The organism is Halobacteria archaeon AArc-dxtr1 (assembly GCA_025517425.1).
Classification (GTDB): domain Archaea; phylum Halobacteriota; class Halobacteria; order Halobacteriales; family Natrialbaceae; genus Halostagnicola.
In genome coordinates this window covers 858,981-879,392 of sequence record JAOPJY010000001.1, presented here as the reverse complement: position 1 = coordinate 879,392, position 20,412 = coordinate 858,981, and the positions used below count along the sequence as shown (strand labels likewise).

Sequence of the window (20,412 nt, the reverse complement as noted above, 5' to 3'; positions counted from 1 at the left end):
AACGCCGGGTATGGACGCCGCCGTCGTGACGGTCGGAGACGAACTGCTCGCCGGTCGAACGGCGAACACGAACGCGACGTGGCTCTGCGAGCGGCTTACCGACCACGGGACGCGCGTCGGGCGGGTGACAACCGTCCCGGACCGCGTCGCGGACATCGCCCGCGTGGTCAACGAGTACCGAGCGGCCTACGACGCGGTCGTCGTGACCGGCGGTCTGGGGCCAACCCACGACGACGTCACGATGGCCGGCGTCGCCGCCGCACTCGGCTGCGATCTTGCCGAATCCGAGGCGGTCATCTCGCGACTCACCGAAACCGGCGGCTACGAGCGGGGGGATCTCGCGGACGGAACGGCAGAGATACCCGAAGGCGCACGGCCGCTGCACAACGACGTCGGCGTCGCACCCGGTGCCGTACTCGAGGGCGTGTACGTCTTCCCCGGTGTTCCTGCCGAGATGCGGGCGATGTTTGATTCGGTCGCCGACGAGTTCACCGGCCGAACGCGCCACCAGCGAACCGTCGTCGTCGACGAACCCGAAAGTGCCCTCGTCGATCGGATCGAGACGGTACGCGACCGGTTCGACGTCTCGGTCGGCAGCTATCCGGGTGAGTCAGTTCGAATCCTCGTCGAGGGGTATCGGTCAGAGATGGTCGAGGATGCCGTCGCCTGGCTCAAGTCGCAGGTCGACCTCGCCGAGGAGTAGTCACCGGTACAGCGCCAGCAGCCAGACGACAGCGACGAGCAGGCTTACGATCAGAACTCCCCAGCCGACTTCGGTCATCGGGAGGTCAGTTTCCAGTGCCAGCGTGGTCAGTTCGCTCATGTGCTACGCTGTGTCCCCCGCCCTCTTAACGGTTCAGAAACCCGTCGCGAGTACTCGATGTCGGTTGTCCCTTCCGTGCCCGTCTCCCCTCGATGCAGATGTGATCCCGACAGCGCGCTGGCGATCGCCGGGGGGTGAGGATCGTCCCAAATTTTACTACAGTGTAGCAGTCCTATCAGAACGGTTGACTATCGTGACCGAGGACACATCATCGACTGAAGGGAGGATCCGCCGGCTTGCCCAGGCTCTCGGCGGAGCAAGCGCTATCGGATTGGCCGGCTGCCTCGGCGATGACGGCGACGACGATCCTAACGACGAGAACGGAAACGGTGAGAACGGAAACGGTGAGAACGGAAACGGCGACGACCCACTCGAAATACCGGTTCCAGACTGGCACAGAGACCACGACTGGGTGCCAGACCCCGGGGCAGCCACCGACTGGGACAACTACGAGGTCCGTGACCTGGGTCACGAGTCGAGCGGCGAGTTGATGGAGATGGACGTCGATCCGGAGGGCCGCATTTGGTACATCGGAAAGGGTGCCGACGTCAACATCCACGGCGACGAGGTCACCGAGATCTGTTACGTCGACCCGGATACCGAAGACCATACCGTGGCGCTCGAACTCGACGTGATCGTCGGCTCCGAGGAGCTCACCGGTGGGAACGCGAGCGAACTCGGCGGGCAGGGGATCGCCGTCGATCCCAGCTTCGCAGAGACCGGTTACGTCTACGTCTTCTACCATCCTGCAAGCGACGATCTCGACTTCATCGACAACCCCTACAACGAGGATATCACGACGGCCTCCCAGCTCATCTCTCGGTTCGAGATGGACGGCGACGGCTTAGATCCCGACTCCGAGGAGGTAATTCTCGAGGTCCCGGTTCAGCTCGAGACCTGCTGTCACTACGGCGGCTGCCTCGAGTTCGGCCCGGAGGGAGACCTCTGGATCAGCACCGGCGACGAGTCGAACAACGTCGGCGCACCCCATCGGCCCGAGATCGACTATTCGATGACCGACGAGCGAGACGGCGACGTCGGCGGCCGACCGGCGGCGGTTTCCGACGCCCAGCGAACGTCTGGAAATACGGCCGACCTCCGCGGGAAGCTTCTGCGCATCACCCCCTCCGAGAACGGCTACGAGATTCCGGAGGGCAACCTCAAAGCGTACTGGGAACGGGAGACGGGCGAGTCCTACGCTGCGGAGGAGTTCCATCCCGAAATCTACGTGATGGGACTTCGCAACCCGTTCAACCTCCACGTCGACGAGCACACCGGGATCCCGTTCGTAAGCGACTACGGCAACGACGCTCCCGAGTGGGACTTCGACCTGGGGACAGTGGGTCACGCCACACACCACCTCTTTTGTAAGCCGGGGAACGCGGGCTACCCGTTCTTTAAGGGGTACTATCCGAACCGCGACTACGACTTCGAGAACGATCAGCCGCGCCAGCCGTTCTGGTTCGACAACCTGCGCAACCGCTCGCCGAACAACACCGGCATCGAGCACATTCCGGACGTGACGCCGGCGTTGCTGTGGCATCCCCAGAGTTTCGCCAGCTACGAGGATGCGGCCGCCTGGGCGGACATGCCACGTCCCGGCGAGACCACCTGGTCCGAACTCGACGCGGGTGGATCTGCGGATGCTGGTGTCGCCTACCGGTACTCTGACGAGTACGGCGAGGGGGCGCTTGACCCCTATTTCGAGGGCAAACAGTTCTTCATGAATCCCTCGAACATGGACGTCATCCGCTATCTGACGTTCAACGACGACGGGAGCGTCGAGATCGAGGAATTCCTGCCGGGCAACCCAATTGAGGCTGCCTACGACATGGAGGTTCTGCCGGACGGCCGCGTCGTCTTTATGGGCATGTACTCCGGTATCCACGTCGTCGAGTACAGTCCGTAGCCACCGTTTCACCCGTCTCAACGGCCTCCTTGCACTCGTCTGCCAACGACACGACTTTTCACGCTGACGACCCACCGTCTTCCATATGGAATCGATCGGCGTCGTCGTCAACCCCATCGCCGGCATGGGCGGTCGGGTGGGGTTGAAAGGGACCGACGGGAAGCTCGAGGCGGCTCTTCAGCGGGGCGCAGAACCACGAGCTCCCAGCCGCGCTCGCGAGGCGCTCGAATCGCTGGCCGCCAGTCGGTCCGACGTCCGACTCTACACGGGCGCCGGCGTTCTCGGAGCGCAGGCAGCCCGTGACGCCGGATTCGATCCGACGGTCATCTACGAGCCCGACTCGACCAGGGAGGCGTCCGACCCCGCCTCGACTGAGGCAACGTCCGATCCCTCCTCGATTGACGTTACGGCCGCTCCTGCCGAGGCCGGCACGACGGCCGCCGACACGCGGGCTGTCGTTGCGGCCTGTCTCGAGTACGACGTCGACCTCGTGCTCTTCGTCGGCGGCGACGGGACGGCGGTCGACGTCGCGGAGACGATCGAAGATGCCGGCGCGAAGACGCCGATGCTCGGCGTGCCGGCCGGCGTAAAGATCTACTCCTCGGTGTTCGCCGTCACGCCAAATGAGGCCGGTCGGATCGCTGCCGAGTTCGAGCGAACCGAGCCCCGCGAGGTGACCGACATCGACGAAGCAGCGTACCGCGAGGGCGAGGTTCGGACGACGCTGCGGGCGGTGGTTCCGGTACCGGTGTCGCCGGCCGTCCAGTCGAGCAAACAACTCGCCGGCGGGAGCGTCGACGCCCTCGCGGCTGGCTTTGCTCGCGACATCGATCCGGATCGAACCTACGTTTTCGGTCCGGGTGGCACCGTCGGCCGGATCGAGGACGAACTCGGGATTGACGCCTCACCGCTTGGGATCGACGTCTGGCGCGACGGCGAACTCATCGTCCGTGACGCCGCCGAGTCGGAGATTCTGTCGGCGCTCGCGTCGCCTGCGACGATCGTCGTCTCGCCGATCGGCGGCCAGGGGTTCGTCTTCGGTCGCGGAAACCACCAGCTCTCGCCGGCCGTTATTCGCGGCGTTGACGAGATCGAAATCGTGGCCTCTCCGGAGAAGATAGACGGAATCGGAACGCTCAGAGTCGACACGGGCGACACCGCCCTCGACGAGGCGCTCCGGGGCTGGCGGCGGGTACGAACGGGGCGGTTCACCACGCGACTCGTCGAAGTCGTCTGAGTAGTTGCCGCTTTGGTTGCGCAGTGGTCCCTCTATACGACCAATTGTTTAAGGTCGCTACTGAATAGTGGTGTATTGATAATGAATATAATCATGCAATTCGAGATACTTTGAATATAGTCAGGATTAAGGTCACCTCGTGCCAACTCCTCTCTATGGAAACGCGGAAGGTACAACGACTGGGTCCCTCTACGCTCGCGATGACGTTGCCCGCTGAGTGGGCAAGCGAGCACGGTGTCGAGAAGGGCGATGAAGTGTCGCTTCGAACCAGCGGGAAAGGAACGCTGACGGTAATGCCCGAGTCCGCCAACTCCGAGGAGACTGAGGCGATTATCCACTCGGACAACTTAGACGCCGACGCCGTCGAGCGCGCCATCGTCGCGCAGTACGTTCTCGGGCGGCGCGTGATCCGGATCGAGTGCGAAGACGGCGCCCTTGCCTCCGAGAACATCAACGCGGTCTACCGCGCGGAGACCCAGCTGATGGGGCTTGGCGTCATCGAAGAGACCCCCGAAAGCATCTCGATTCGCTGCTCGGTCGACCCCGAGGACTTCACGCTCGATAACCTCCTCGAACGGTTAGAGCGAACCGGCCGGACGATGCGTGGCGAGGCGATCAAATCGCTCGCTCACGGCAACCCGGACCTCGCCCAGCGAGCCCTGAACCGAGAGCGCCAGGCGAACAAGATCTTCGTGCTCCTGTTGCGCCTGATCTTTACTGCCTACCAGAACCCCAACCTCGCCCGCGCCGTCGGGCTGGACTCGGGATTCCCGCTGATCGGCTACCGCTCGATCGCGAAGAACTTAGAGCTCACCGCCGACAACGCCGAAGATATCGCCGAAATTGTCCTCGAGGCCGGCGATCACTCACTCGACATCGATAACGCGGCGATGCGCGAAATCCGCGAACTGACCGAACAGGTCGACGAGATCACGACACTGGCAGTCGAGTCGGCCGTCGAACGCGACTACGACAAGATGATCGAGGCGCGCAAACTGTTCCACGAAATCTCGGATCGAGAGCGCGAGATCCTCGCCGATCTCCCGGAGATGAACAACCACGATCTGCTCCAGGTTCGGGAGGTGCTCGTAAGCCTCCAGCAAACCGCCCAGTACGCGATGCGAAACGCAGAGATCGCCGCGAACCTCGCGCTCAACGAGGAGTCCGAACACACGACGATCAACTGAGCCCGCTCGTGACTACCCGATCGGTCGCCAGTCACACCGACACGAATGGGTGCAATTAAGGGACCCGGTCGACAACCGGGCCGTATGACTACGCAGACGGAGTCCGCGACGGATACGGGGCTCGGACTCACGATGGTGTTTGGCGCGCTCGTTCTCATCGGTGCAGTCGCGATGATCGTCGGTGCTCTAGAACTTGGTGGCATTCCCGAAATCACGGCCGCCTGGGGCTTTGGTGCCGCCGTTCTCTTTGCGATCCTCGCCGTCGTCGGCATTCACCTCTGGGACTAACGCTCGACCGACAGCCCACTTTCTGCTCCCGCTCCGGTCGCTCACAGTTTCACGCCCGGACGAACGCTATGAAGAGTTAAGACCATCCACGCTCTATCTTCGGTGGACGATGAGCGACTACTCCACTGAAGAGCGGCGGATTCTCTCGTACCTCCGCGAGAGCGCAGCCCGCGGCGAGCAGTACTTCCGGGCCAAGAACATCGCCGACGCGATTGGACTATCCTCGAAACAGGTCGGGGCTCGTCTCCCCCATCTCGCCGAGAAATCCGAGGACGTCGACATCGAGAAGTGGGGACGTGCCCGTTCGACGACCTGGAAGGTCACGGTTAGCTGACTGGTCGCCGCTTCCATCGACTTTTTACCCCTGAGTGACGCACGTCGGGTTATGACCGTCCGGGTCGAACGTTCGTTCGAGGTCGATTCCCCTCCACAACGCGTCTGGGAGTTCATCGCAGATCCGAAAAACCGTGCGCAGGCCATCAGCGTCGTCTCGGACTACACCGTCACCGACGAGGCTGGGCGAGCGGTCACCTGGCACGTCGAACTTCCGATCCCGTTCGTCCGACAGACGGCAACGGTCCGGACGAAAGACGTAACCCGACGCCCCCCCGAGTTCGTCGAGTTTACCGGCACCTCGGCGGTGATGGACGTCACCGGCACCCACGAGATCACGGCGACCGAGACGGGAAGCCGACTCGAGAACCGGTTCATCGTCGAGGGTAAGCTCCCCGGCGTCGAGACCTTCTTCAAGCGCAATCTAGACGGCGAACTCGAGAATCTCCGCCGGGCACTCGAGCGACATCTTCGGACGACCGATTGACCGTACTTGAGGCGCCGTCTCTAGAGGCGCCGCTCGGTGCGAGCTAACCGTGGCCTTTTAGGTATCGGCCGCCAACGAGAAGATGCCGGTGAAGGCGCTTTTCACGTCGAAACCGGTACACGCGCTCGGCCACTCGTCGGGAGTTGGATCCACTCCCGACCTCGCTCGTCGCTCTCGCCCACTCCCTTCCCCGGCGAGCCGTTCTTACACCTGCCCGAGATCAGCGACCTTCTCGACTTCGCTTCGGAGCACTGTACTATCGAACTCGTGGTCCGGTCGTAGGCGAACGAAATCGAGGAACTCCCGTGCGGAGAGAAGTGTCTCAGGATCGTACACGGTCGCGGCCATTCGGACGGTGTCTCTGGCACCGATCCGGGGTTCGAGGACGGCCATCGCACACGCCAGATCGTAGGCCGTCGTCTCGTGACCCCGGTCCGGTGAGACGTTCGTCGCGTCGATGACGTACAGTTCGTCCCCACAAAGGAGGACGTTTTCGGCGCGAACGTCGCCGTGGGCGAGGCCGTGCTCGTGAAGCATCGCCAACATTTCGAAGAGGTCGACTGCCACGCGTCGAACCGCCTCGTCGTCGACCTCCTCGAGCGTCCGGAACGCCGGGAGATACTCGAGAACCAAGACGCCGAGTCCGTTGACTTCGAACGCCTCGATCGGACGCGGGACGTTGATCCCGATTTCGCGCATCCGTTCTGTGGCTTCGTACTCGTGTTCGACCATCTCGAGGGGTGTCTCGAATCGGTCGAAAAAGCCCTCGACACCCGAGGAGAACGCGCCCACGTTTCGGCCGGTGGTCAACAGCGCGTGGACCAAGGCGTTCTGGCGGGAGACGATCTTGACGAACCACCTGTCGTCAATCACGCAGGGCGTCGATAGCCAGTTATCACTCTCTAAAAACTCGACGCGGACGACCTCCCGATCGTATCGCTCCGCCAGCGTCCGGATCACGCGCTCGATCCGACTCCACGCGACCGTTCCGCGAGCGAACTGGCGGATATCCATATCACGACACAGACGGGCCGGTAGGTTAAACGTCCCGACCGAGTCTCTCGTTCGAAGGTTGCTGTCCCCGTCACACTGCTCGTCCCCGTTCGATCACTGTGAAACAGTATCATTTTCACTGTGTCGAGAGTATGGGGTGGCATATGCACGCCGTCGACGACCTCAGCGATGCGATCGACGCAACCCGCGAGTTCCTGACGCCGGCTCGGCCCGGGCTGTGGCTCAGGCTCGCCGTGATCGTCTTTTTCGTCAGCAGCCTCGGATTCGGCGGCCCCTCGGTTCCGGCCGGCGACGTTCAGATGACCACTGACGGGGAGTTCCTCTCGGAGTTCGAATCCGAGTTCGAAGCTGAGACCGGCGAAGAGGTGCCCTGGGAGGAGCTGGTGCTCGCACTCGTGTTGATCGGGCTGGTGGTGTTTGGCATCTGGCTCGTCTACGCCCTGCTCGCCGCGATCATGGAGTTCGTCTTCATCCAGTCGCTCAGTACGTCTACGGTTCACGTGCGCCGGTATTTCCGCGAGAACCTCGGTCGCGGCCTCCGGCTGTTCGGGTTCCGAATCGCGCTGTTGCTCCTCGCGTCACTGGTGGCGCTCGTTCCGAGTTACCTGCTCGTCTCGGGGGCAGGTGGACTCTCCGCGCTCTCGGGTGTGGAGGCCGGTGCGGTCGTCTTGTTCGGTGGGGCCGTCGCTCTCTCGTACGCGGTCGTCAACCGATTTACCTCCGAGTTCGTCGCCCCGGTGATGTTGCTCGAAGAACGCGGCGTGTTGAGCGCCTGGCGTCGATTCCTCTCGGCGCTTGCCGGAAACTGGGCGGAGTACGTCGTCTACCTGCTGCTGGTCTGGATTCTCAACCTCGTCATCTCGATTACCGTCTGGTTCGTCGTCGGCATCTCGTTGCTCGCCTTCGCGATCCCCGTTGTGGTCGTCGCCGTGGTTCTGGTCGCCGCCCTCGGCGACCTCGCGGCGATTCCCGTCCTCCTCCTGGTCGTGCTCGCGCTGATCAGTTTTCTGGTGTTCGTCGCGCTGGTGTGGGTCCCGATCACCACGTACTTCCAGTACTACGCGCTGCTCTTGCTCGGTGACACCGACCCCGAACTCGATCTGATCCCCGACCAGCGAGAGGCAGTACGAGACGGTGAGCCAGGGATCGGCGTCCCTGACGACTCAGACGGGAACGATGGCTGGGGCGCTGCTGGCGGCAAGGACGACGGTTGGAACGGTGGCAACGAGGACGATAGCCGGTCCGAAACAGACGACGACGGCTGGTCGACGTGGGACGAGACGAGCGACCGTGACGAAGACGACGAGAATCGCGGCTGGTAGTGGCTATCGCTTTCGTCGGCCGAATACGGAGAGGGTGGCCCAGGCGCCACCCGGCGAGACTTGTTCCTGGCGCTGGCGGTAGGCCACTGTCACCCGGAAGACGGCGACGTAGCCCAGCGCAGCGAGCAAGAGGGCGATCACGAGGTTTCCAAACAGGAGGAACTGGACGATTTCGAGCCCCAGATCGAGCGTCGGATGGCCCAGCGAGACCACGAGTTCGCTGCCGAGCAGAGCGGCGCCGAGCTGGTAGCTGGCGACGTAAACCGCCGGCTTGACCAGCGGGTTCAACACCGCAATCGCCGCGATCATCGCCGCCTTGCTCGCCCACGCCTGCCAGTAGGCCAGCCCGAGTAGCAGTCCGATACCGAGACCACCGGTCGGCATCGCCGTTACGAACAGCCCGATCGCGAAGCTCAGCGCGATCTCGTGTGGCGTGTACTCCGCGGTCATCGCCGTCGTGAGCTCTCGGCGGGCCCGATCGCGGTACGTCGAGAGTCGTTCGCGGAGCATTCGATTCACCTACCCAGACAGTCAGGAAGACCAAATACCTATCGCGACTCCACAGAAAACGTTGGGTTCCGTGACTTTCATGAGAAGCGACCACTCGCTGGTCGGTCACCGCGAGCATCGAACGCCCACGTCAGGGGAACGCGCCCTGTTCGTCAGGGGAACGCGCCGTGTTGCTCAAAGGCGTCGGCGACGCGCTGAACCGCGACGACGTAGGCGGCCGTCCGGAACGTTTCTACGTCGTGTTCCTCGTAGGTGTCGACGAGGGCGTCGAACGCGTCGACGATAATCGCGTCGAGTTCTTCGTTGACGCGCTCTTCGGTCCAGTAGAAGCGCTGGCGGTTCTGCACCCACTCGAAGTACGAGACGGTGACCCCCCCGGCGTTCGCGAGAATGTCGGGGATGACGATCGTCTCGGTGTCGGCAAGCACCTCGTCTGCCGCTGGTGTCAGCGGTCCGTTGGCCGCCTCGGAGATGACGTCAGCCTCGACCTCCTGGGCTAGGTCTCCGTCGATCGCGTTCTCGAGGGCCGCGGGAACGAGCAAGTCGACGTCGCGGGTGAGTACGTCTTCGTTCGTGAGTTCCTCGGTCGCGCCCTCGTATCCGACGACGCTTCCCGTCTCATTTTTGTACTCTTTGACTGCGATCGGATCCAGCCCGTCGGGGTTGGCGACCCCGCCGCTGGAGTCGCTGACGGCGACGACGGTTGCGCCCATCTCGTCGACGAGTTTCGCGGAGATCCAGCCCGCGTTACCGTACCCCTGAATCGCGACGGTCGCATCGGCGATGTCTCGTCCCAGGTACTCGAAGGCCTCGCGGGCGGCGACGACGGTCGAGCGGCCGGTCGCTTCGACGCGTCCCTCACTGCCGTCGCTGTCGACAGCTTTGCCCGTGATAACGCCCGGCTCGGTCGTGTTCTCGAGCGTTTCGTAGGTATCTTTGATCCAGCCCATCTCTCGCTGGCCGGTATTGACGTCGGGTGCGGGAATGTCCCGATCGACGCCGATCAGTGGCCGTAGCTCGACCGCGAACGCACGGGAGAGCCGCTCGAGCTCGGCTGCAGAGTACCCGTCGGGATCGACGGCGATGCCACCTTTCCCACCGCCGTAGGGGATGTCCACGGTGGCACACTTATACACCATCCAGCCCGACAGTGCCTTCACCTCGTCGCGGGTAACTTCGGGGTGATATCGGATGCCGCCCTTGTACGGGCCGCGATCGCCGTTGAACTGCGATCGAAAGGCTTTGAATCGCTCGAGAGAGCCATCGTCGCGCTCGATCGTCAGGTTCGTTTCGAGGACACGTTCGGGATGTTTCAGCCGATCGATGACGTCGTCGCCAATTTCGAGATTTTCGGCCGCCTCGTCGATCTGTGATTGAAGACTTTCGAACGGGTTCGCCTCAGCCATATGCGTACAATTTATCGAGTGGTGAATAAGCGTAGCGACTGACGACGTATCGAAAACGGTCGTCACGTTGGACGTCAACTTCCCACAGAGTGCGATTGGCAATCGTCAGTCGGTTTGTGACTAACCGTCGGTGCGCCGGCAAAAAAGCGATCGGGCAGCAGTCTGCAGCCGATTGCAGCTATTCGATCGTTAACAGTGGCACGCGCTCGCGACCGCTGCCTGCTCGACACCGTCGTCGTTGTCGTAGTCGTCATCCTCGCCGTTGTCGTAGTCGTCATCCTCGCCGTTGTCGTAGTCGTTGTCCTCAGCAGGCGGCTCCGCTGGCATATCTGCGACATCGTCGTGAACGACGACGATAGTTGCCTGCTGGATGTGGACGTCAGCGTCCTGACTTACGTCATCGACGCCGTTGTCGTCCACTTCGGTATCGTCGACACCGTTGTCAGCGTCGTCGACACCGTTCTCTGCAGTGTCATCGACACCGTTATCGTTCATTTCTCCATCGTCAGCGTCATCAACGCCGTTATCGTCCGCTTCGGTCTCGTCAACGCCGTTTTCTTCGACGCCGTCGTCAGCGTCGTCAACGCCGTTATCGTTCGCTTCGGTCTCGTCAACGCCGTTGTCAGTCTCATCTAGTTCGTCATCGTTCATCTCGGCGTCGTCGACACCGTTCTCATCAACCGGGGCTGCGTCGTCGTGGTGGACGACGTAGATGTCTGCCTGCTGGATGTGGACATCGGCGTCCGTGGTATCGTCGACACCGTTGTCGTCAACCTCAGTGTCGGTGTCGTCGACGCCGTTGTCAGCGTCGTCAACACCGTTATCATCCGCTTCGGTGTCGTCGACGCCGTTGTCAGCGTCATCGACGCCGCTTTCGTCTATCTCAGCGTCATCGGCGCCGTTGTCATCCATCCCGTCGTCATCGTTAGCGACTCCGTCATCGGTCTGGTCGCCGTCGTCGTGGATGACGACGAAGACAGTGGCTTGCTCGATGTCGACGTATTCGTCGACACCGTTATCGTCTATTTCGCCATTGTCGGCGTCATCGACGCCGTTCTCTTCGACGCTGTCGTCAGCGTCGTCGACGCCGTTCTCGTCCATCTCGGCGTCGTCAACGCCGTTATCGTCGTTTTCGACGCCGTTCTCGGCGACATCGTTCTCGCCGGTCGGTCGCTCATCCACGTCTTCTTCCTCGTCGATGTCGTCGCCGTCATCGACGCCGTTGTCGTCCATCTCGGCATCGTCAACGCCGTTATCGTCGACGTCGTCTAGCTGTGCGTCCGCGACGACGAAGATGGTGGCCGATTCGACGGTGATCTGGCCGTCTTCGGCATCGGCGTCAGCCTGTGTGGCTGCTTCCGTGTAGACGTTCGCATCGTCGATCGCTACGTGAAGGGACTCGTCGACGGCAGCATCGTCGTCGACACCGTTATCGTCCATTTCGGCGTCGTCAACGCCGTTTTCTTCGACGCCGTCGTCAACGCCGTTATCGTCCGCTTCGGTATCGTCGACTTCGGTGTCGTCAGCATCGTCAACACCGTTCTCGGTAGCGTCGTCAGCCCCCCACTCCTCTAAGTCATCGACCGTGAGGATGGTTGGCTCTTCGATTACAACGTCGAGTGGCGATTCGTCAGCCGTCTCTGGCGTCTCGTCCGTCGCTTGGTCGTCGTCCTGGGCTGGAACGGCGGCCCCGCCTCCGACCGCGAGGGCGGCACCGACCATCAGCGCTGCTACCAGGGCAACGAGTAGATTTCGTGAGCTCATGTCTGCCATAATGGCGTCGACAACAACGGGGATTTTCCGGATAAACGCCGCCAACCATTACACCAGGTAACCGAGTACTGAGTGCCTACAATCGTCATCTGCGGCCACTCTACGCTCTGAGTCACGCGCCAACCGTCTATGAGACGAGTAACAGATTGTTTGGCGTCGTGCGCTCGAATCCCCACGCTGACACGACGGTGTATGCATCACCTAGTGGTGCCAATCTTCTTCTGATACCCCTACTCGTAACCGGCGCACCGTCCGCTCGTCGCCGACGGCGGTTAGACGACCGTCGAGATCATGTACAGATTCACGCCGACAGCGACGACCCACGGGAGTGCCAGCCCGGCCGGGATAATCGGTCGGTACGCCTGGCTCAACGCCGGACGGCAGGCCACTCCAATGCCTATTGCGACCGCCTTCAGACCCAGCATTCCGATCAGTCCGTATGCCTCGATTGCACTTCTGGTGATGGGATTTGACTCGCCGAGCCCGAGATGGAGGCCAACGAACGTCGTGATGACGTCTCCAAGGAGTGCGAGAGCGACCACGACCCAGAGTTGGCGTTCGAGATCGACGGCCGACAGTTCCGTCGCGTCGACTGGCATAGCGGCAGCGTCGAAACGCATAGACTCCCAACCGGAGTCGAACCGGCTTCGTATCCCAAGGAGCGTATGAGACCGCACGCCACGCTACCAGCAACCCCGACATTGTTATGCGAAGGATAGGGGTGAGTAATCGAATCATACCGTCTCATAGGGGCCGCCTATCGTCCGTCTCTGACCGTCTCTCCGCGTGTTAGTCGAACGACACGGCTCGAACGGTTCGGGCCGTCACAGCACCGAGGCCACTGCAATCGGAGCGCTACACAGATTGAAAACGCTGTCTGGCGACTCGAAGGGGTCCGTTGACGGCACTTGCAGGCAGAATTGCTATCGACTCACTGGGCGGATACTGGGATCGTTATCGGAGATTCGGGCACTCACGACCGGGGTCGGCGACTGCAGTCTGCCGGCGGGTACACTGACGATCGAAGACACGACGAGACGGCCGACGACAGGAATGGCAACTGACGAATCGACACGCACCCAGTCACTAGCAACGCTTCGCGAGCGCGTCGATACCGGGATGGACCGACGGGAGTTCCTCCGTACGCTCGCCAGCGGCGGCTACGCGCTCGGAATGGCTCAGTTCCTCGACGTTGACCACTTTCTGACGGCCGACGATGGCGAGGTTCCGGTCGTCACCGCGCTGGTTCGTGAGGACCACGACGATCCGTGGTCGCTCACTGAACGGACGCGAACGGTACCGGCTGACTGGTACGCCGCCGTCGAATCGGCAATCCGACTAAACGACTGGCTCTCGCGGCTGCGGGTTACCGGCTACCTCGGAAGCACCGTCGTTCCGAGCTCTTACGACGAGGGAACCGCGTCGGTCTCCGTCGGAGTATCGGTCAGCACGGGCACCCTGTCGGATATCGCAGACATGATCACAGACGTCACGATCGACGTCGAGCAGATCACCGAACTCGAAGACGGTCGGAATCCGGGCGAGGTCGAGCCGCGACTGGCGAGTGAGCTTTCCGACGGCGCTCCCGCTGGCGTTTCCGTCGAGACGGACGACAGCACGGCAACGCTTGGTCCGGCGCTCCACCATCGCGACGGCGACGGGCCGTTTTTCTCCACGGCTGAACACGCCTATTACGCAGAGGGGAGCGACAACGTCCGCGGAAAGCCGCTCTCGCTTCCGGTCGAGCACGGCAGTTCAATCGAACTGGGAACGGTCAGAAACGCCTACCCAGCCGAGGATATCGTGGCCGTAGAGCCAAACGGCGAGGTCGAACCCGGATCGATCATCGACCAGAGTCCGCCGGTCCGCGTCAACGGTCAGTACACTCGCTGGGGACTCGCAGATCTCATCGCGCGCGACGAGTACTTAGAGAAGGTGGGTTCGATGACCGGCCACACGAGCGGAGCGATCCAGGGAATCGACGCGATCACGTGTTTCACCGACGAGTTCTGCCGACGCGGGCAGATTCGCTGGGGCGGTGAGATGGACCTGATAGATGGCGACAGCGGCTCTGTCAGCTATCACCCTGATCCGGAAGATTCCGACGGCGTGCTCATCGCTGGCGTGAACAACGCACGCACCTGGTGGCCCGGACAGAGCTACGTCTGGGGCGTCAGTGCCTACCACCTCCTCGAAACGCAGGGATATCACTTCTAACGATGGCCAATTCCACCACAGACACGACACAAACGGGAGACACGCGCGGACAGAGCAGACTGCGAACGACGGTCGTCGTTCTCGCCAGACTACTACTCGACGCGGCTATTCTGGGACTCTGGGTGTTACTCTTGGCGCTGCTGTTCCTGTCGACTGGCTGGCCCGGGTGGGCGTTTTACGCACTGTTGCTGTTCGGTGTCGGCCTCTACGTCTCGCTCACGTCGACGTGGGGCCGGCCACGCGAGATCGCCTGATTCTCACTCGAGCAACTCGCGGGCATTGTACCGCCAGGTTCGGACGTGTAGCACGTTCAGCCCCAGTGCCGAGGCTACCGCGCCGGCATCGATCGTTGCCAGGCGCTCTGCGGAGGTGACACCTGCGTCGGCCAGCGCTGTGGCGTCGTCAGGGCCGACGCCGGCGACACGGTGGACGGGCGTCGGCTTCGGCCACGGTCGACTCTCAGATGACTCGTCGCCCTCGTCGGCGTGGTAGTGGCGATCGGTTTCGAACGCCTGCCACTCCTCGTCGGTGCTCGCGGCGACCCACTCCCGCTCGGCTGCTCCGAGACCGCGAACCTCAGCGGAGCGACGGTCGAGGTCGCCCACTGTTTCAAACGACCACGGGAGGGAAAACCGACGGCGAAGGGCGTTGGCGATCCCGGGCTCGACGCCGTCGTCGAGGAGCATCCGGTAGGAACGCTCGCCGCGGGAGACGGTGTTCGGCTCGACACCCGCGGACTCGAGGGCGCGGCGCTCGCGCTCGGCGAGTCGCCGTGTGTCGACGTCCGTCTCCCCGACGGCTGATTCGTCTGCCACTCCGATCACCAGATCAGTTCCCACCTCTCACCCATCGCTCTTGAAGATTATCCTCGGTTCTCGGGCGGAACGAACGTCCGACAGTCCACACGTCAACGAGAGTCGGCGAGAATACCCGATACAGTTTTGTCGAATGCAGAGAACGATTGACTGATGCGGTACAGTCGACGAACGCTCCTCGGTGGCGCTCTCGGTGGTCTCCTCGCTCTCGGAACCGGAGCCTACGCGAGGGAGCAATACGTGCGACGCAACGATCTGCGGTTCGATCCGCTCGTTGCCAGAAACGATTCCCAAGAGGCTGTCGAGGTCGTGATAACGGCGGGGCGCAATCTCGACGACGGCTACGAGCAGACGGTCGAGTTGGAGGCTGCGGGCGAGGACGGTGACGAGATGTCGATCGCTGGTCCCTGGATCAAGCACGCCAGAGCGTACGCAATTCGCGCGGAGACGGGCGACGACGTGCTGGTACTCGAAAACGAGGAGATCGTCGACCGACTGGCGGGAAGCGGCTGGGGGCCAGACACTGCCGCGGTAACCGTCGTCGTCACACCGGACGGCGAACTCGAGAGCGAGATTTCGCCTGTAGAGTGACGCTGGGTTGAAAAACGGCGCCGTCCGAGGCCGGGTCAGCTACTGATGGAGCGGTTTCTCCGAAATTTCACGGCGCAGGTCGTCGACACCCGACCGTGTCACGCCGCGTTCGAACGCTCGGAGTAGTTCGTACACCTCGGCGCGAGAAACTTTGACGTCACCCTCGCGGATCACGTCCTCGGGTCGCTCGCGGAGTTCACGCATCGTGCCGACCGCGAGCAGATAGGGAATCGCCCACGCGGAGAGACGATTGCCGTGGTGCTCGGGTAGCACCTCCAGATACCGGTGTGCGTCGTCGAGATACGTCTCGGCACGGTCGGTTACCCGGCGGATTACGTTCGTGACGCCGCCGTGATTTGGCTCCTCGGTGATCGCTTCGAGCGGAACGTCCTCTTCGGCGAGCCACTCGGCGGGGAGGTAGACGTTGTTCTCCTCGTGGTAGTCCGACTCGACGTCTTTCGCGATGTTGACGAGTTGTAATAGCAGCGCGAACGATCGGGCGTTGTCGCGCATCTCTTCGGCGCGCTCTTCGGAGGCCCCGCGGGCGACGAGTCCGGTGATGAGGGTGCCGACGGTGCCGGCGGCGTACCAGCAGTACTCCTCGAGTTCTTCGAGCGTCTGTAATCGTAGGCCCCCTTCCTCGGCGTACCGACTGGTGAACATCACCATTCCGCCGACGAGTTCTCGGACGGGATCGCGCATGATCTCGCGCGGTTCGTCGTCGATCGATTCGAACGCCCGGACGGCTCGGGGCGTCTGCTCGACAACCTCCCAGTCGGGGCTTGGATCCTCGGGGATCCAGGGCCCCACGTCGGCCATGAACGCCTCGACATCGGTCGGATCGTCCGGGTCCAGCAGGCGGTCGTACGTTTCGAGCACCTCGGTCTGTCGCTCCGGTGGAATGTGCCCTGCGTCCTCGATCGTATCTGCAATTCTACACAAGAGGTACCCCAGGGAAATCTGCGTCGCCATCGGCTCTTCGAGCCGATCGATTGTTATGGAAAACGTCCGCGAGACGCCGTGTACTGCCTCGGAACACCACTCCAGGTCGGCGTCGATGGTGCGTTCGCGCTGGCCCGTTGTCATTGACGTAGCCCCTATTCGTCCGCTTCCCGGAAAAACACCGCGGTCCGTGCGTCACTATCCGTGACCGCTTCGAACACGTACCACACTGCCTACCGTGCGTCACTCGAGTCACGAGGATCCGGCCGTCGCTATGTGGTACCGTCTCTACTCGTCCAGGCAAGACTGCAGCCAGTCGTAGTGTGCGGCGAGCCGTCGCTCTCCCGCCTCGGTCAGCGTGTAGACGTCGTACAGCCCCTCGGTCCGTTTCTCGACGAACCCGGCCTCGACTAGCGCCGAGAGCGATCCGTAAAAGGAAGACGGGTCGAGTCGCTCGTCGTAGTGCGATTCAAGTGCCGATTTGAGCTCCTGTCCGCGTCGCTCACCGGCGCTCGCGAGCAGGATGCAGATGTCGCGTCGGCGTCCGCTCTGGAGCCACTTCGTCATGGTCTCTCTCGACGGTTCTGGCTCTCTATCCTTTCGGTTTGGATTGCCTCGTATGCGCCACGACCGCCCAGCAGGCGCCGCCCAATGCGGATATCGCGACAATTGCGGCGGCGTCGACGCGAAGCAGGGCGATCCCCTCCTCGGGAACGAAGTCATGTCTGAGTAGCGTCAGCCGATCACCAAGGCCAATCGTAACGCTTCCACTGCCGACTGCGAGCGAGAGCAACACCAGCGAGAGCAGCCCCATCACGAGGATCGCGAAGGTACCGACGGAGCCGACGACCAGCGACGAGAGTAGTTCTGAGCTGGGGTGGCCAGTCTCCTCGCTGGACGCGAGTCCGTAGATCGCCACGCCGTCTGTCGTATCGCCGTTTGATACTTCGTCGGCGTAACGGTTGTCGGTCTCGACGCACACCGGTGGCTCGCCGATTCGGACGCTCGAAGGATACCGGAGGAGCCGACCGGCCATCCAGAGATCTGCGATCGAGCCCGCAGCGTTGGCCGCCAGAACGACGGCGACCACCAGAGTGGGGACAATCGTAAGAAACACGAGCCCCAGACCGGTCAGGACGAGAAACGGCGCGAGAAGGATCACGAGCAACTGATCGCGCGTGTAGGTGCCGGCGAGCGCGGCGTAGGCGTGGGGGAGCCCAACCGACGTCAGATCGACCCCGTACTTCGGCTCCCCACCGTACCAGGTCGCGAACAGTCCGTGGATCGCCTCGTGAGCGACGACGACCAGTACGAGCAGTACCGCCAGGGTGAACAGCGTCACAGAGAGTGTTTCTGGCGCGGGAACACCGATGATAATCGGTTGGAGAGGTCGACCCTGCCGGACAGCCAGCACGCCTGCGAACACGTACGCGAACGCGAAGAACGCCGCCGCCGAGAGCGCGAGCCATCGAGGGCCGCTTGCGGCGGGGCGATGGAGGGTCGCGATGCGGCGCCACGCCGCTGGCTCGGAAGACGTCACGAACGCCTGTCATCAGAGCGCCGGCAAATCGGTGTCGATCCGCGTTGCCGGGTCCCGAAATCGACAGGTTCCCGTTCGTCCGCTTCCGACAGCGAGATATGAGCAACGATGCCGACGCCGAACGCATGGAACGAACAGATGCGGTCCAAGCAGTGTACGACGAAACTGAAACGGAACGACTGCTTGCGTTCCGACGGTCCGCCTCAGCAAGTCGGGACGATGGGGCAACCCTGCCGGCATCGATCGACGGCTTTCCCGTCGTCGTCGCCCAGAACCGCGATGGGTACGCGATGCTCAAAGTCCGAGACGGCGTTGATGGCGACGAGCTGGAGCGGTACTACGGGTTCGACATGGCACTTGATCACGTCGGAGAGCTACTTGGAGTCGATCCCTTCGAGCTGCCGATTCCCGGCGCGGCTTCCGATATGGGGATGTGACGCTACGGGGGAGTGACTCCGAACGCGGAAAGCGGGACGCCTAAATACCCGCGGTCGAACCTTCAGACAAGAACTGCCGTGACGCTCGAGTCGTATCCACGTCCCATCGGCACGCAACAGCGCTTCTCCGCGCTACTGGCAGCGACCGCACTCGGCGTCTATCTCCTGTTGATCGTCGGCGCGACAACCTCGATGACCGGCGCCTCATCGGCCTGTTCGACGTGGCCGACCTGTACAGTTCCTGCGGATCCGTTGAGTCAGACCGAGCTCGCGATCGTCTGGGGCCACCGTCTCGCGGCGGTCCTCGTCGGTGCACTCGTCGCCGTCACCGCGGTGGCGGCGCTGTTCGGTCCGACCTCAAAACGCGTTCGGACGGTCCTGCTCGCCGGTGCCAGCCTCTACGTCGTGCAGATTGCCGTCGGCGCGGCGACTGCGACCCTTGGCCCGGCGGCGATCGCCCCCGGCCTTCACTTAGGGCTCGGTGTCCTGATCTTCTCGCTGATCGTTCTCGGTCTCGCCTGGGACCTAGAAATCGCGACCGGTCGGGAGGACGATGCGATCGAGCCAGCGCCCGACCCGATCGAACCCGACACCACAGCCGATACCGGGGGTTCGAGTCAGCTCCCGGCTGGCCGGTGGGCCCGGGCCAGGCTCACCGCGTTTGCATACTTCAAGCTGATGAAGCCGCGGCTGATGTGGTTGCTCTGTCTCGTTGCCGCGGCCGGAATGGCTCTGGCTGCCGGACCCGACCTCTCCCCGACGACTATCGTCGCGACCCTCGGCGGCGGCGTGTTAGCGATCGGCGCTTCCGGGACGTTCAACCACGTCTTAGAGCGCGACATCGACCAGCGGATGTCCCGGACGGCCGACCGCCCGCTCGCGACCCAGCTGGTTCCGGTCCGGAACGCGTTACTCTTTGGGTTCGTTCTGACAGGTGCCTCGATGGCCGCGTTCCTCACAATCAACCTGCTGGCGGCCGCTCTGGGGCTGATCGCAATCGTCTTCTACAGTGTCGTCTACACGCTCCTGTTGAAGCCGAACACGGTCCAAAACACCGTTATTGGGGGCGCCGCAGGTGCACTCCCCGCACTGATCGGCTGGGCTGCGGTCACCAACGAGATTGGGCTCCCGGCGCTCGCGCTCGCCGGCGTCATCTTTCTCTGGACGCCCGCACACTTCTACAACCTCGCGCTGGCCTACCGGGACGACTACGCCCGCGGCGGCTTCCCGATGATGCCCGTCGTCCGCGGCGAGACGGTCACGCGAAAGCACATCATCTACTACATCGCCGCCACCTTCGCGGGTACGGTCGCGCTGGCGTGGATCACCGATCTCGGTGTTCTTTACGCCGCAACGGTCGTGCTCTTCGGTGGGATCTTCCTCTGGACTGCCGTTCGCCTCCACTTCGAGCAGACCGAGGCCGCCGCCTTCCGTTCGTTCCACGCCTCGAACGCCTTCCTCGGCGCCGTCCTCGTCGCCGTCCTCGTCGACGCGCTCGTACTGTGACAACAACGCCGACGGCTAGTTAGCCACACCAAAATAGGCGTTCTTCGTGGTTCGTCTCCCAGTCAGCCGAGGCTG

At 62.9% G+C, this 20,412-nt stretch carries 21 protein-coding genes and 1 pseudogene; 13 read left to right on the top strand and 9 right to left on the bottom strand.

Annotation, left to right across the window (positions count from 1 at the left end; genetic code table 11):
- Positions 1–10 precede the first annotated feature (10 nt).
- The 7 genes from OB905_04485 to OB905_04455 all read left to right on the top strand — a co-directional run bounded on the left by OB905_04485 (position 11) and on the right by OB905_04455 (position 6,264).
- Positions 11–703 carry a molybdopterin-binding protein gene (locus OB905_04485; GenBank protein ID MCU4925244.1) on the top strand — a complete coding sequence of 231 codons (693 nt, stop codon included), beginning with the start codon at positions 11–13 and terminating at the stop codon, positions 701–703.
- A 313-nt stretch (positions 704–1,016) separates the two neighbouring features.
- Positions 1,017–2,732, top strand: a complete 1,716-nt coding sequence (locus OB905_04480; GenBank protein MCU4925243.1) for a PQQ-dependent sugar dehydrogenase — start codon at positions 1,017–1,019, stop codon at positions 2,730–2,732.
- Positions 2,733–2,817: 85 nt separating this feature from the next.
- Positions 2,818–3,969: an ATP-NAD kinase family protein gene (locus OB905_04475; protein MCU4925242.1), complete on the top strand. Its 1,152-nt coding sequence runs from the start codon at positions 2,818–2,820 to the stop codon at positions 3,967–3,969.
- 155 nt (positions 3,970–4,124) lie between these two features.
- On the top strand, positions 4,125–5,156 hold the full coding sequence (locus OB905_04470) for a phosphate uptake regulator PhoU (GenBank protein MCU4925241.1): 1,032 nt from the start codon (positions 4,125–4,127) through the stop codon (positions 5,154–5,156).
- 84 nt (positions 5,157–5,240) lie between these two features.
- A complete protein-coding gene (locus OB905_04465) occupies positions 5,241–5,444 on the top strand; it encodes a hypothetical protein (protein MCU4925240.1) in 204 nt (67 codons plus the stop codon).
- A gap of 109 nt (positions 5,445–5,553) precedes the next feature.
- Complete coding sequence (locus OB905_04460; protein MCU4925239.1) at positions 5,554–5,778, top strand: hypothetical protein; 225 nt, start codon at positions 5,554–5,556, stop codon at positions 5,776–5,778.
- A gap of 51 nt (positions 5,779–5,829) precedes the next feature.
- A complete protein-coding gene (locus OB905_04455; GenBank protein MCU4925238.1) occupies positions 5,830–6,264 on the top strand; it encodes an SRPBCC family protein in 435 nt (144 codons plus the stop codon).
- 204 nt (positions 6,265–6,468) lie between these two features.
- Here the strand turns inward: OB905_04455 and OB905_04450 are convergent, their stop codons facing one another.
- Positions 6,469–7,278: a protein kinase family protein gene (locus tag OB905_04450; GenBank protein MCU4925237.1), complete on the bottom strand. Its 810-nt coding sequence runs from the start codon at positions 7,276–7,278 to the stop codon at positions 6,469–6,471.
- A 143-nt stretch (positions 7,279–7,421) separates the two neighbouring features.
- Between OB905_04450 and OB905_04445 the strand changes: the two genes are divergently transcribed.
- Positions 7,422–8,600 carry a hypothetical protein gene (locus tag OB905_04445; protein ID MCU4925236.1) on the top strand — a complete coding sequence of 393 codons (1,179 nt, stop codon included), beginning with the start codon at positions 7,422–7,424 and terminating at the stop codon, positions 8,598–8,600.
- Positions 8,601–8,603: 3 nt separating this feature from the next.
- On the opposite strand, the gene OB905_04440 is transcribed toward OB905_04445, so the two are convergent.
- The 4 genes from OB905_04440 to OB905_04425 form a co-directional block, all read right to left on the bottom strand.
- Positions 8,604–9,110: a DUF2062 domain-containing protein gene (locus OB905_04440; GenBank protein MCU4925235.1), complete on the bottom strand. Its 507-nt coding sequence runs from the start codon at positions 9,108–9,110 to the stop codon at positions 8,604–8,606.
- Between the two features lie 152 nt (positions 9,111–9,262).
- Entirely contained in the window at positions 9,263–10,516 is a 1,254-nt protein-coding gene (locus OB905_04435; GenBank protein MCU4925234.1) for a Glu/Leu/Phe/Val dehydrogenase, read from the bottom strand.
- A gap of 189 nt (positions 10,517–10,705) precedes the next feature.
- A complete protein-coding gene (locus OB905_04430; GenBank protein ID MCU4925233.1) occupies positions 10,706–12,289 on the bottom strand; it encodes a hypothetical protein in 1,584 nt (527 codons plus the stop codon).
- Positions 12,290–12,561: 272 nt separating this feature from the next.
- Positions 12,562–12,909 (bottom strand): DUF5658 family protein, encoded by a 348-nt coding sequence (locus OB905_04425; protein MCU4925232.1) that lies wholly within the window; start codon positions 12,907–12,909, stop codon positions 12,562–12,564.
- Positions 12,910–13,342: 433 nt separating this feature from the next.
- Here OB905_04425 and OB905_04420 point away from each other — a divergent pair, with 433 nt between their 5' ends.
- Together OB905_04420 and OB905_04415 are read left to right on the top strand one after the other, a co-directional pair.
- Positions 13,343–14,506, top strand: coding sequence for a hypothetical protein (locus OB905_04420; GenBank protein MCU4925231.1), 1,164 nt, complete (start codon positions 13,343–13,345; stop codon positions 14,504–14,506).
- Positions 14,507–14,508: 2 nt separating this feature from the next.
- Entirely contained in the window at positions 14,509–14,760 is a 252-nt protein-coding gene (locus tag OB905_04415; GenBank protein MCU4925230.1) for a hypothetical protein, read from the top strand.
- Between the two features lie 3 nt (positions 14,761–14,763).
- Here OB905_04415 and OB905_04410 read toward each other — a convergent pair.
- Positions 14,764–15,261, bottom strand: a pseudogene (locus OB905_04410) (hypothetical protein).
- 213 nt (positions 15,262–15,474) lie between these two features.
- Here OB905_04410 and OB905_04405 point away from each other — a divergent pair.
- Positions 15,475–15,912 carry a hypothetical protein gene (locus OB905_04405; GenBank protein ID MCU4925229.1) on the top strand — a complete coding sequence of 146 codons (438 nt, stop codon included), beginning with the start codon at positions 15,475–15,477 and terminating at the stop codon, positions 15,910–15,912.
- Between the two features lie 39 nt (positions 15,913–15,951).
- Here OB905_04405 and OB905_04400 read toward each other — a convergent pair whose 3' ends face one another.
- The 3 genes from OB905_04400 to OB905_04390 form a co-directional block, all read right to left on the bottom strand.
- Positions 15,952–16,998 carry a squalene/phytoene synthase family protein gene (locus OB905_04400; protein MCU4925228.1) on the bottom strand — a complete coding sequence of 349 codons (1,047 nt, stop codon included), beginning with the start codon at positions 16,996–16,998 and terminating at the stop codon, positions 15,952–15,954.
- Between the two features lie 144 nt (positions 16,999–17,142).
- Positions 17,143–17,421, bottom strand: a complete 279-nt coding sequence (locus tag OB905_04395; GenBank protein MCU4925227.1) for a PadR family transcriptional regulator — start codon at positions 17,419–17,421, stop codon at positions 17,143–17,145.
- Between the two features lie 25 nt (positions 17,422–17,446).
- Positions 17,447–18,394: a DUF3267 domain-containing protein gene (locus OB905_04390; protein MCU4925226.1), complete on the bottom strand. Its 948-nt coding sequence runs from the start codon at positions 18,392–18,394 to the stop codon at positions 17,447–17,449.
- A gap of 98 nt (positions 18,395–18,492) precedes the next feature.
- Here OB905_04390 and OB905_04385 point away from each other — a divergent pair, with 98 nt between their 5' ends.
- Together OB905_04385 and OB905_04380 are read left to right on the top strand one after the other, a co-directional pair.
- Positions 18,493–18,831 carry a hypothetical protein gene (locus tag OB905_04385; protein ID MCU4925225.1) on the top strand — a complete coding sequence of 113 codons (339 nt, stop codon included), beginning with the start codon at positions 18,493–18,495 and terminating at the stop codon, positions 18,829–18,831.
- Positions 18,832–18,909: 78 nt separating this feature from the next.
- Positions 18,910–20,337 carry a heme o synthase gene (locus OB905_04380; protein MCU4925224.1) on the top strand — a complete coding sequence of 476 codons (1,428 nt, stop codon included), beginning with the start codon at positions 18,910–18,912 and terminating at the stop codon, positions 20,335–20,337.
- The last annotated feature ends 75 nt before the right edge of the window (positions 20,338–20,412 follow it).

What these genes read in the sequence shown, in the direction of transcription:
- OB905_04450 (MCU4925237.1), bottom strand. Translation starts at nt 7,278, where the DNA reads ATGGATATCCGCCAGTTCGCTCGCGGAACGGTCGCGTGGAGTCGGATC.
- OB905_04405 (MCU4925229.1), top strand. Translation starts at nt 15,475, where the DNA reads ATGCGGTACAGTCGACGAACGCTCCTCGGTGGCGCTCTCGGTGGTCTC.
- OB905_04385 (MCU4925225.1), top strand. Translation starts at nt 18,493, where the DNA reads ATGAGCAACGATGCCGACGCCGAACGCATGGAACGAACAGATGCGGTC.
- OB905_04455 (MCU4925238.1), top strand. Translation starts at nt 5,830, where the DNA reads ATGACCGTCCGGGTCGAACGTTCGTTCGAGGTCGATTCCCCTCCACAA.
- OB905_04465 (MCU4925240.1), top strand. Translation starts at nt 5,241, where the DNA reads ATGACTACGCAGACGGAGTCCGCGACGGATACGGGGCTCGGACTCACG.
- OB905_04460 (MCU4925239.1), top strand. Translation starts at nt 5,554, where the DNA reads ATGAGCGACTACTCCACTGAAGAGCGGCGGATTCTCTCGTACCTCCGC.
- OB905_04440 (MCU4925235.1), bottom strand. Translation starts at nt 9,110, where the DNA reads ATGCTCCGCGAACGACTCTCGACGTACCGCGATCGGGCCCGCCGAGAG.
- OB905_04420 (MCU4925231.1), top strand. Translation starts at nt 13,343, where the DNA reads ATGGCAACTGACGAATCGACACGCACCCAGTCACTAGCAACGCTTCGC.
- OB905_04430 (MCU4925233.1), bottom strand. Translation starts at nt 12,289, where the DNA reads ATGGCAGACATGAGCTCACGAAATCTACTCGTTGCCCTGGTAGCAGCG.
- OB905_04445 (MCU4925236.1), top strand. Translation starts at nt 7,422, where the DNA reads ATGCACGCCGTCGACGACCTCAGCGATGCGATCGACGCAACCCGCGAG.
- OB905_04475 (MCU4925242.1), top strand. Translation starts at nt 2,818, where the DNA reads ATGGAATCGATCGGCGTCGTCGTCAACCCCATCGCCGGCATGGGCGGT.
- OB905_04400 (MCU4925228.1), bottom strand. Translation starts at nt 16,998, where the DNA reads ATGACAACGGGCCAGCGCGAACGCACCATCGACGCCGACCTGGAGTGG.
- OB905_04415 (MCU4925230.1), top strand. Translation starts at nt 14,509, where the DNA reads ATGGCCAATTCCACCACAGACACGACACAAACGGGAGACACGCGCGGA.
- OB905_04435 (MCU4925234.1), bottom strand. Translation starts at nt 10,516, where the DNA reads ATGGCTGAGGCGAACCCGTTCGAAAGTCTTCAATCACAGATCGACGAG.
- OB905_04485 (MCU4925244.1), top strand. Translation starts at nt 11, where the DNA reads ATGGACGCCGCCGTCGTGACGGTCGGAGACGAACTGCTCGCCGGTCGA.
- OB905_04425 (MCU4925232.1), bottom strand. Translation starts at nt 12,909, where the DNA reads ATGCGTTTCGACGCTGCCGCTATGCCAGTCGACGCGACGGAACTGTCG.
- OB905_04470 (MCU4925241.1), top strand. Translation starts at nt 4,125, where the DNA reads ATGGAAACGCGGAAGGTACAACGACTGGGTCCCTCTACGCTCGCGATG.
- OB905_04395 (MCU4925227.1), bottom strand. Translation starts at nt 17,421, where the DNA reads ATGACGAAGTGGCTCCAGAGCGGACGCCGACGCGACATCTGCATCCTG.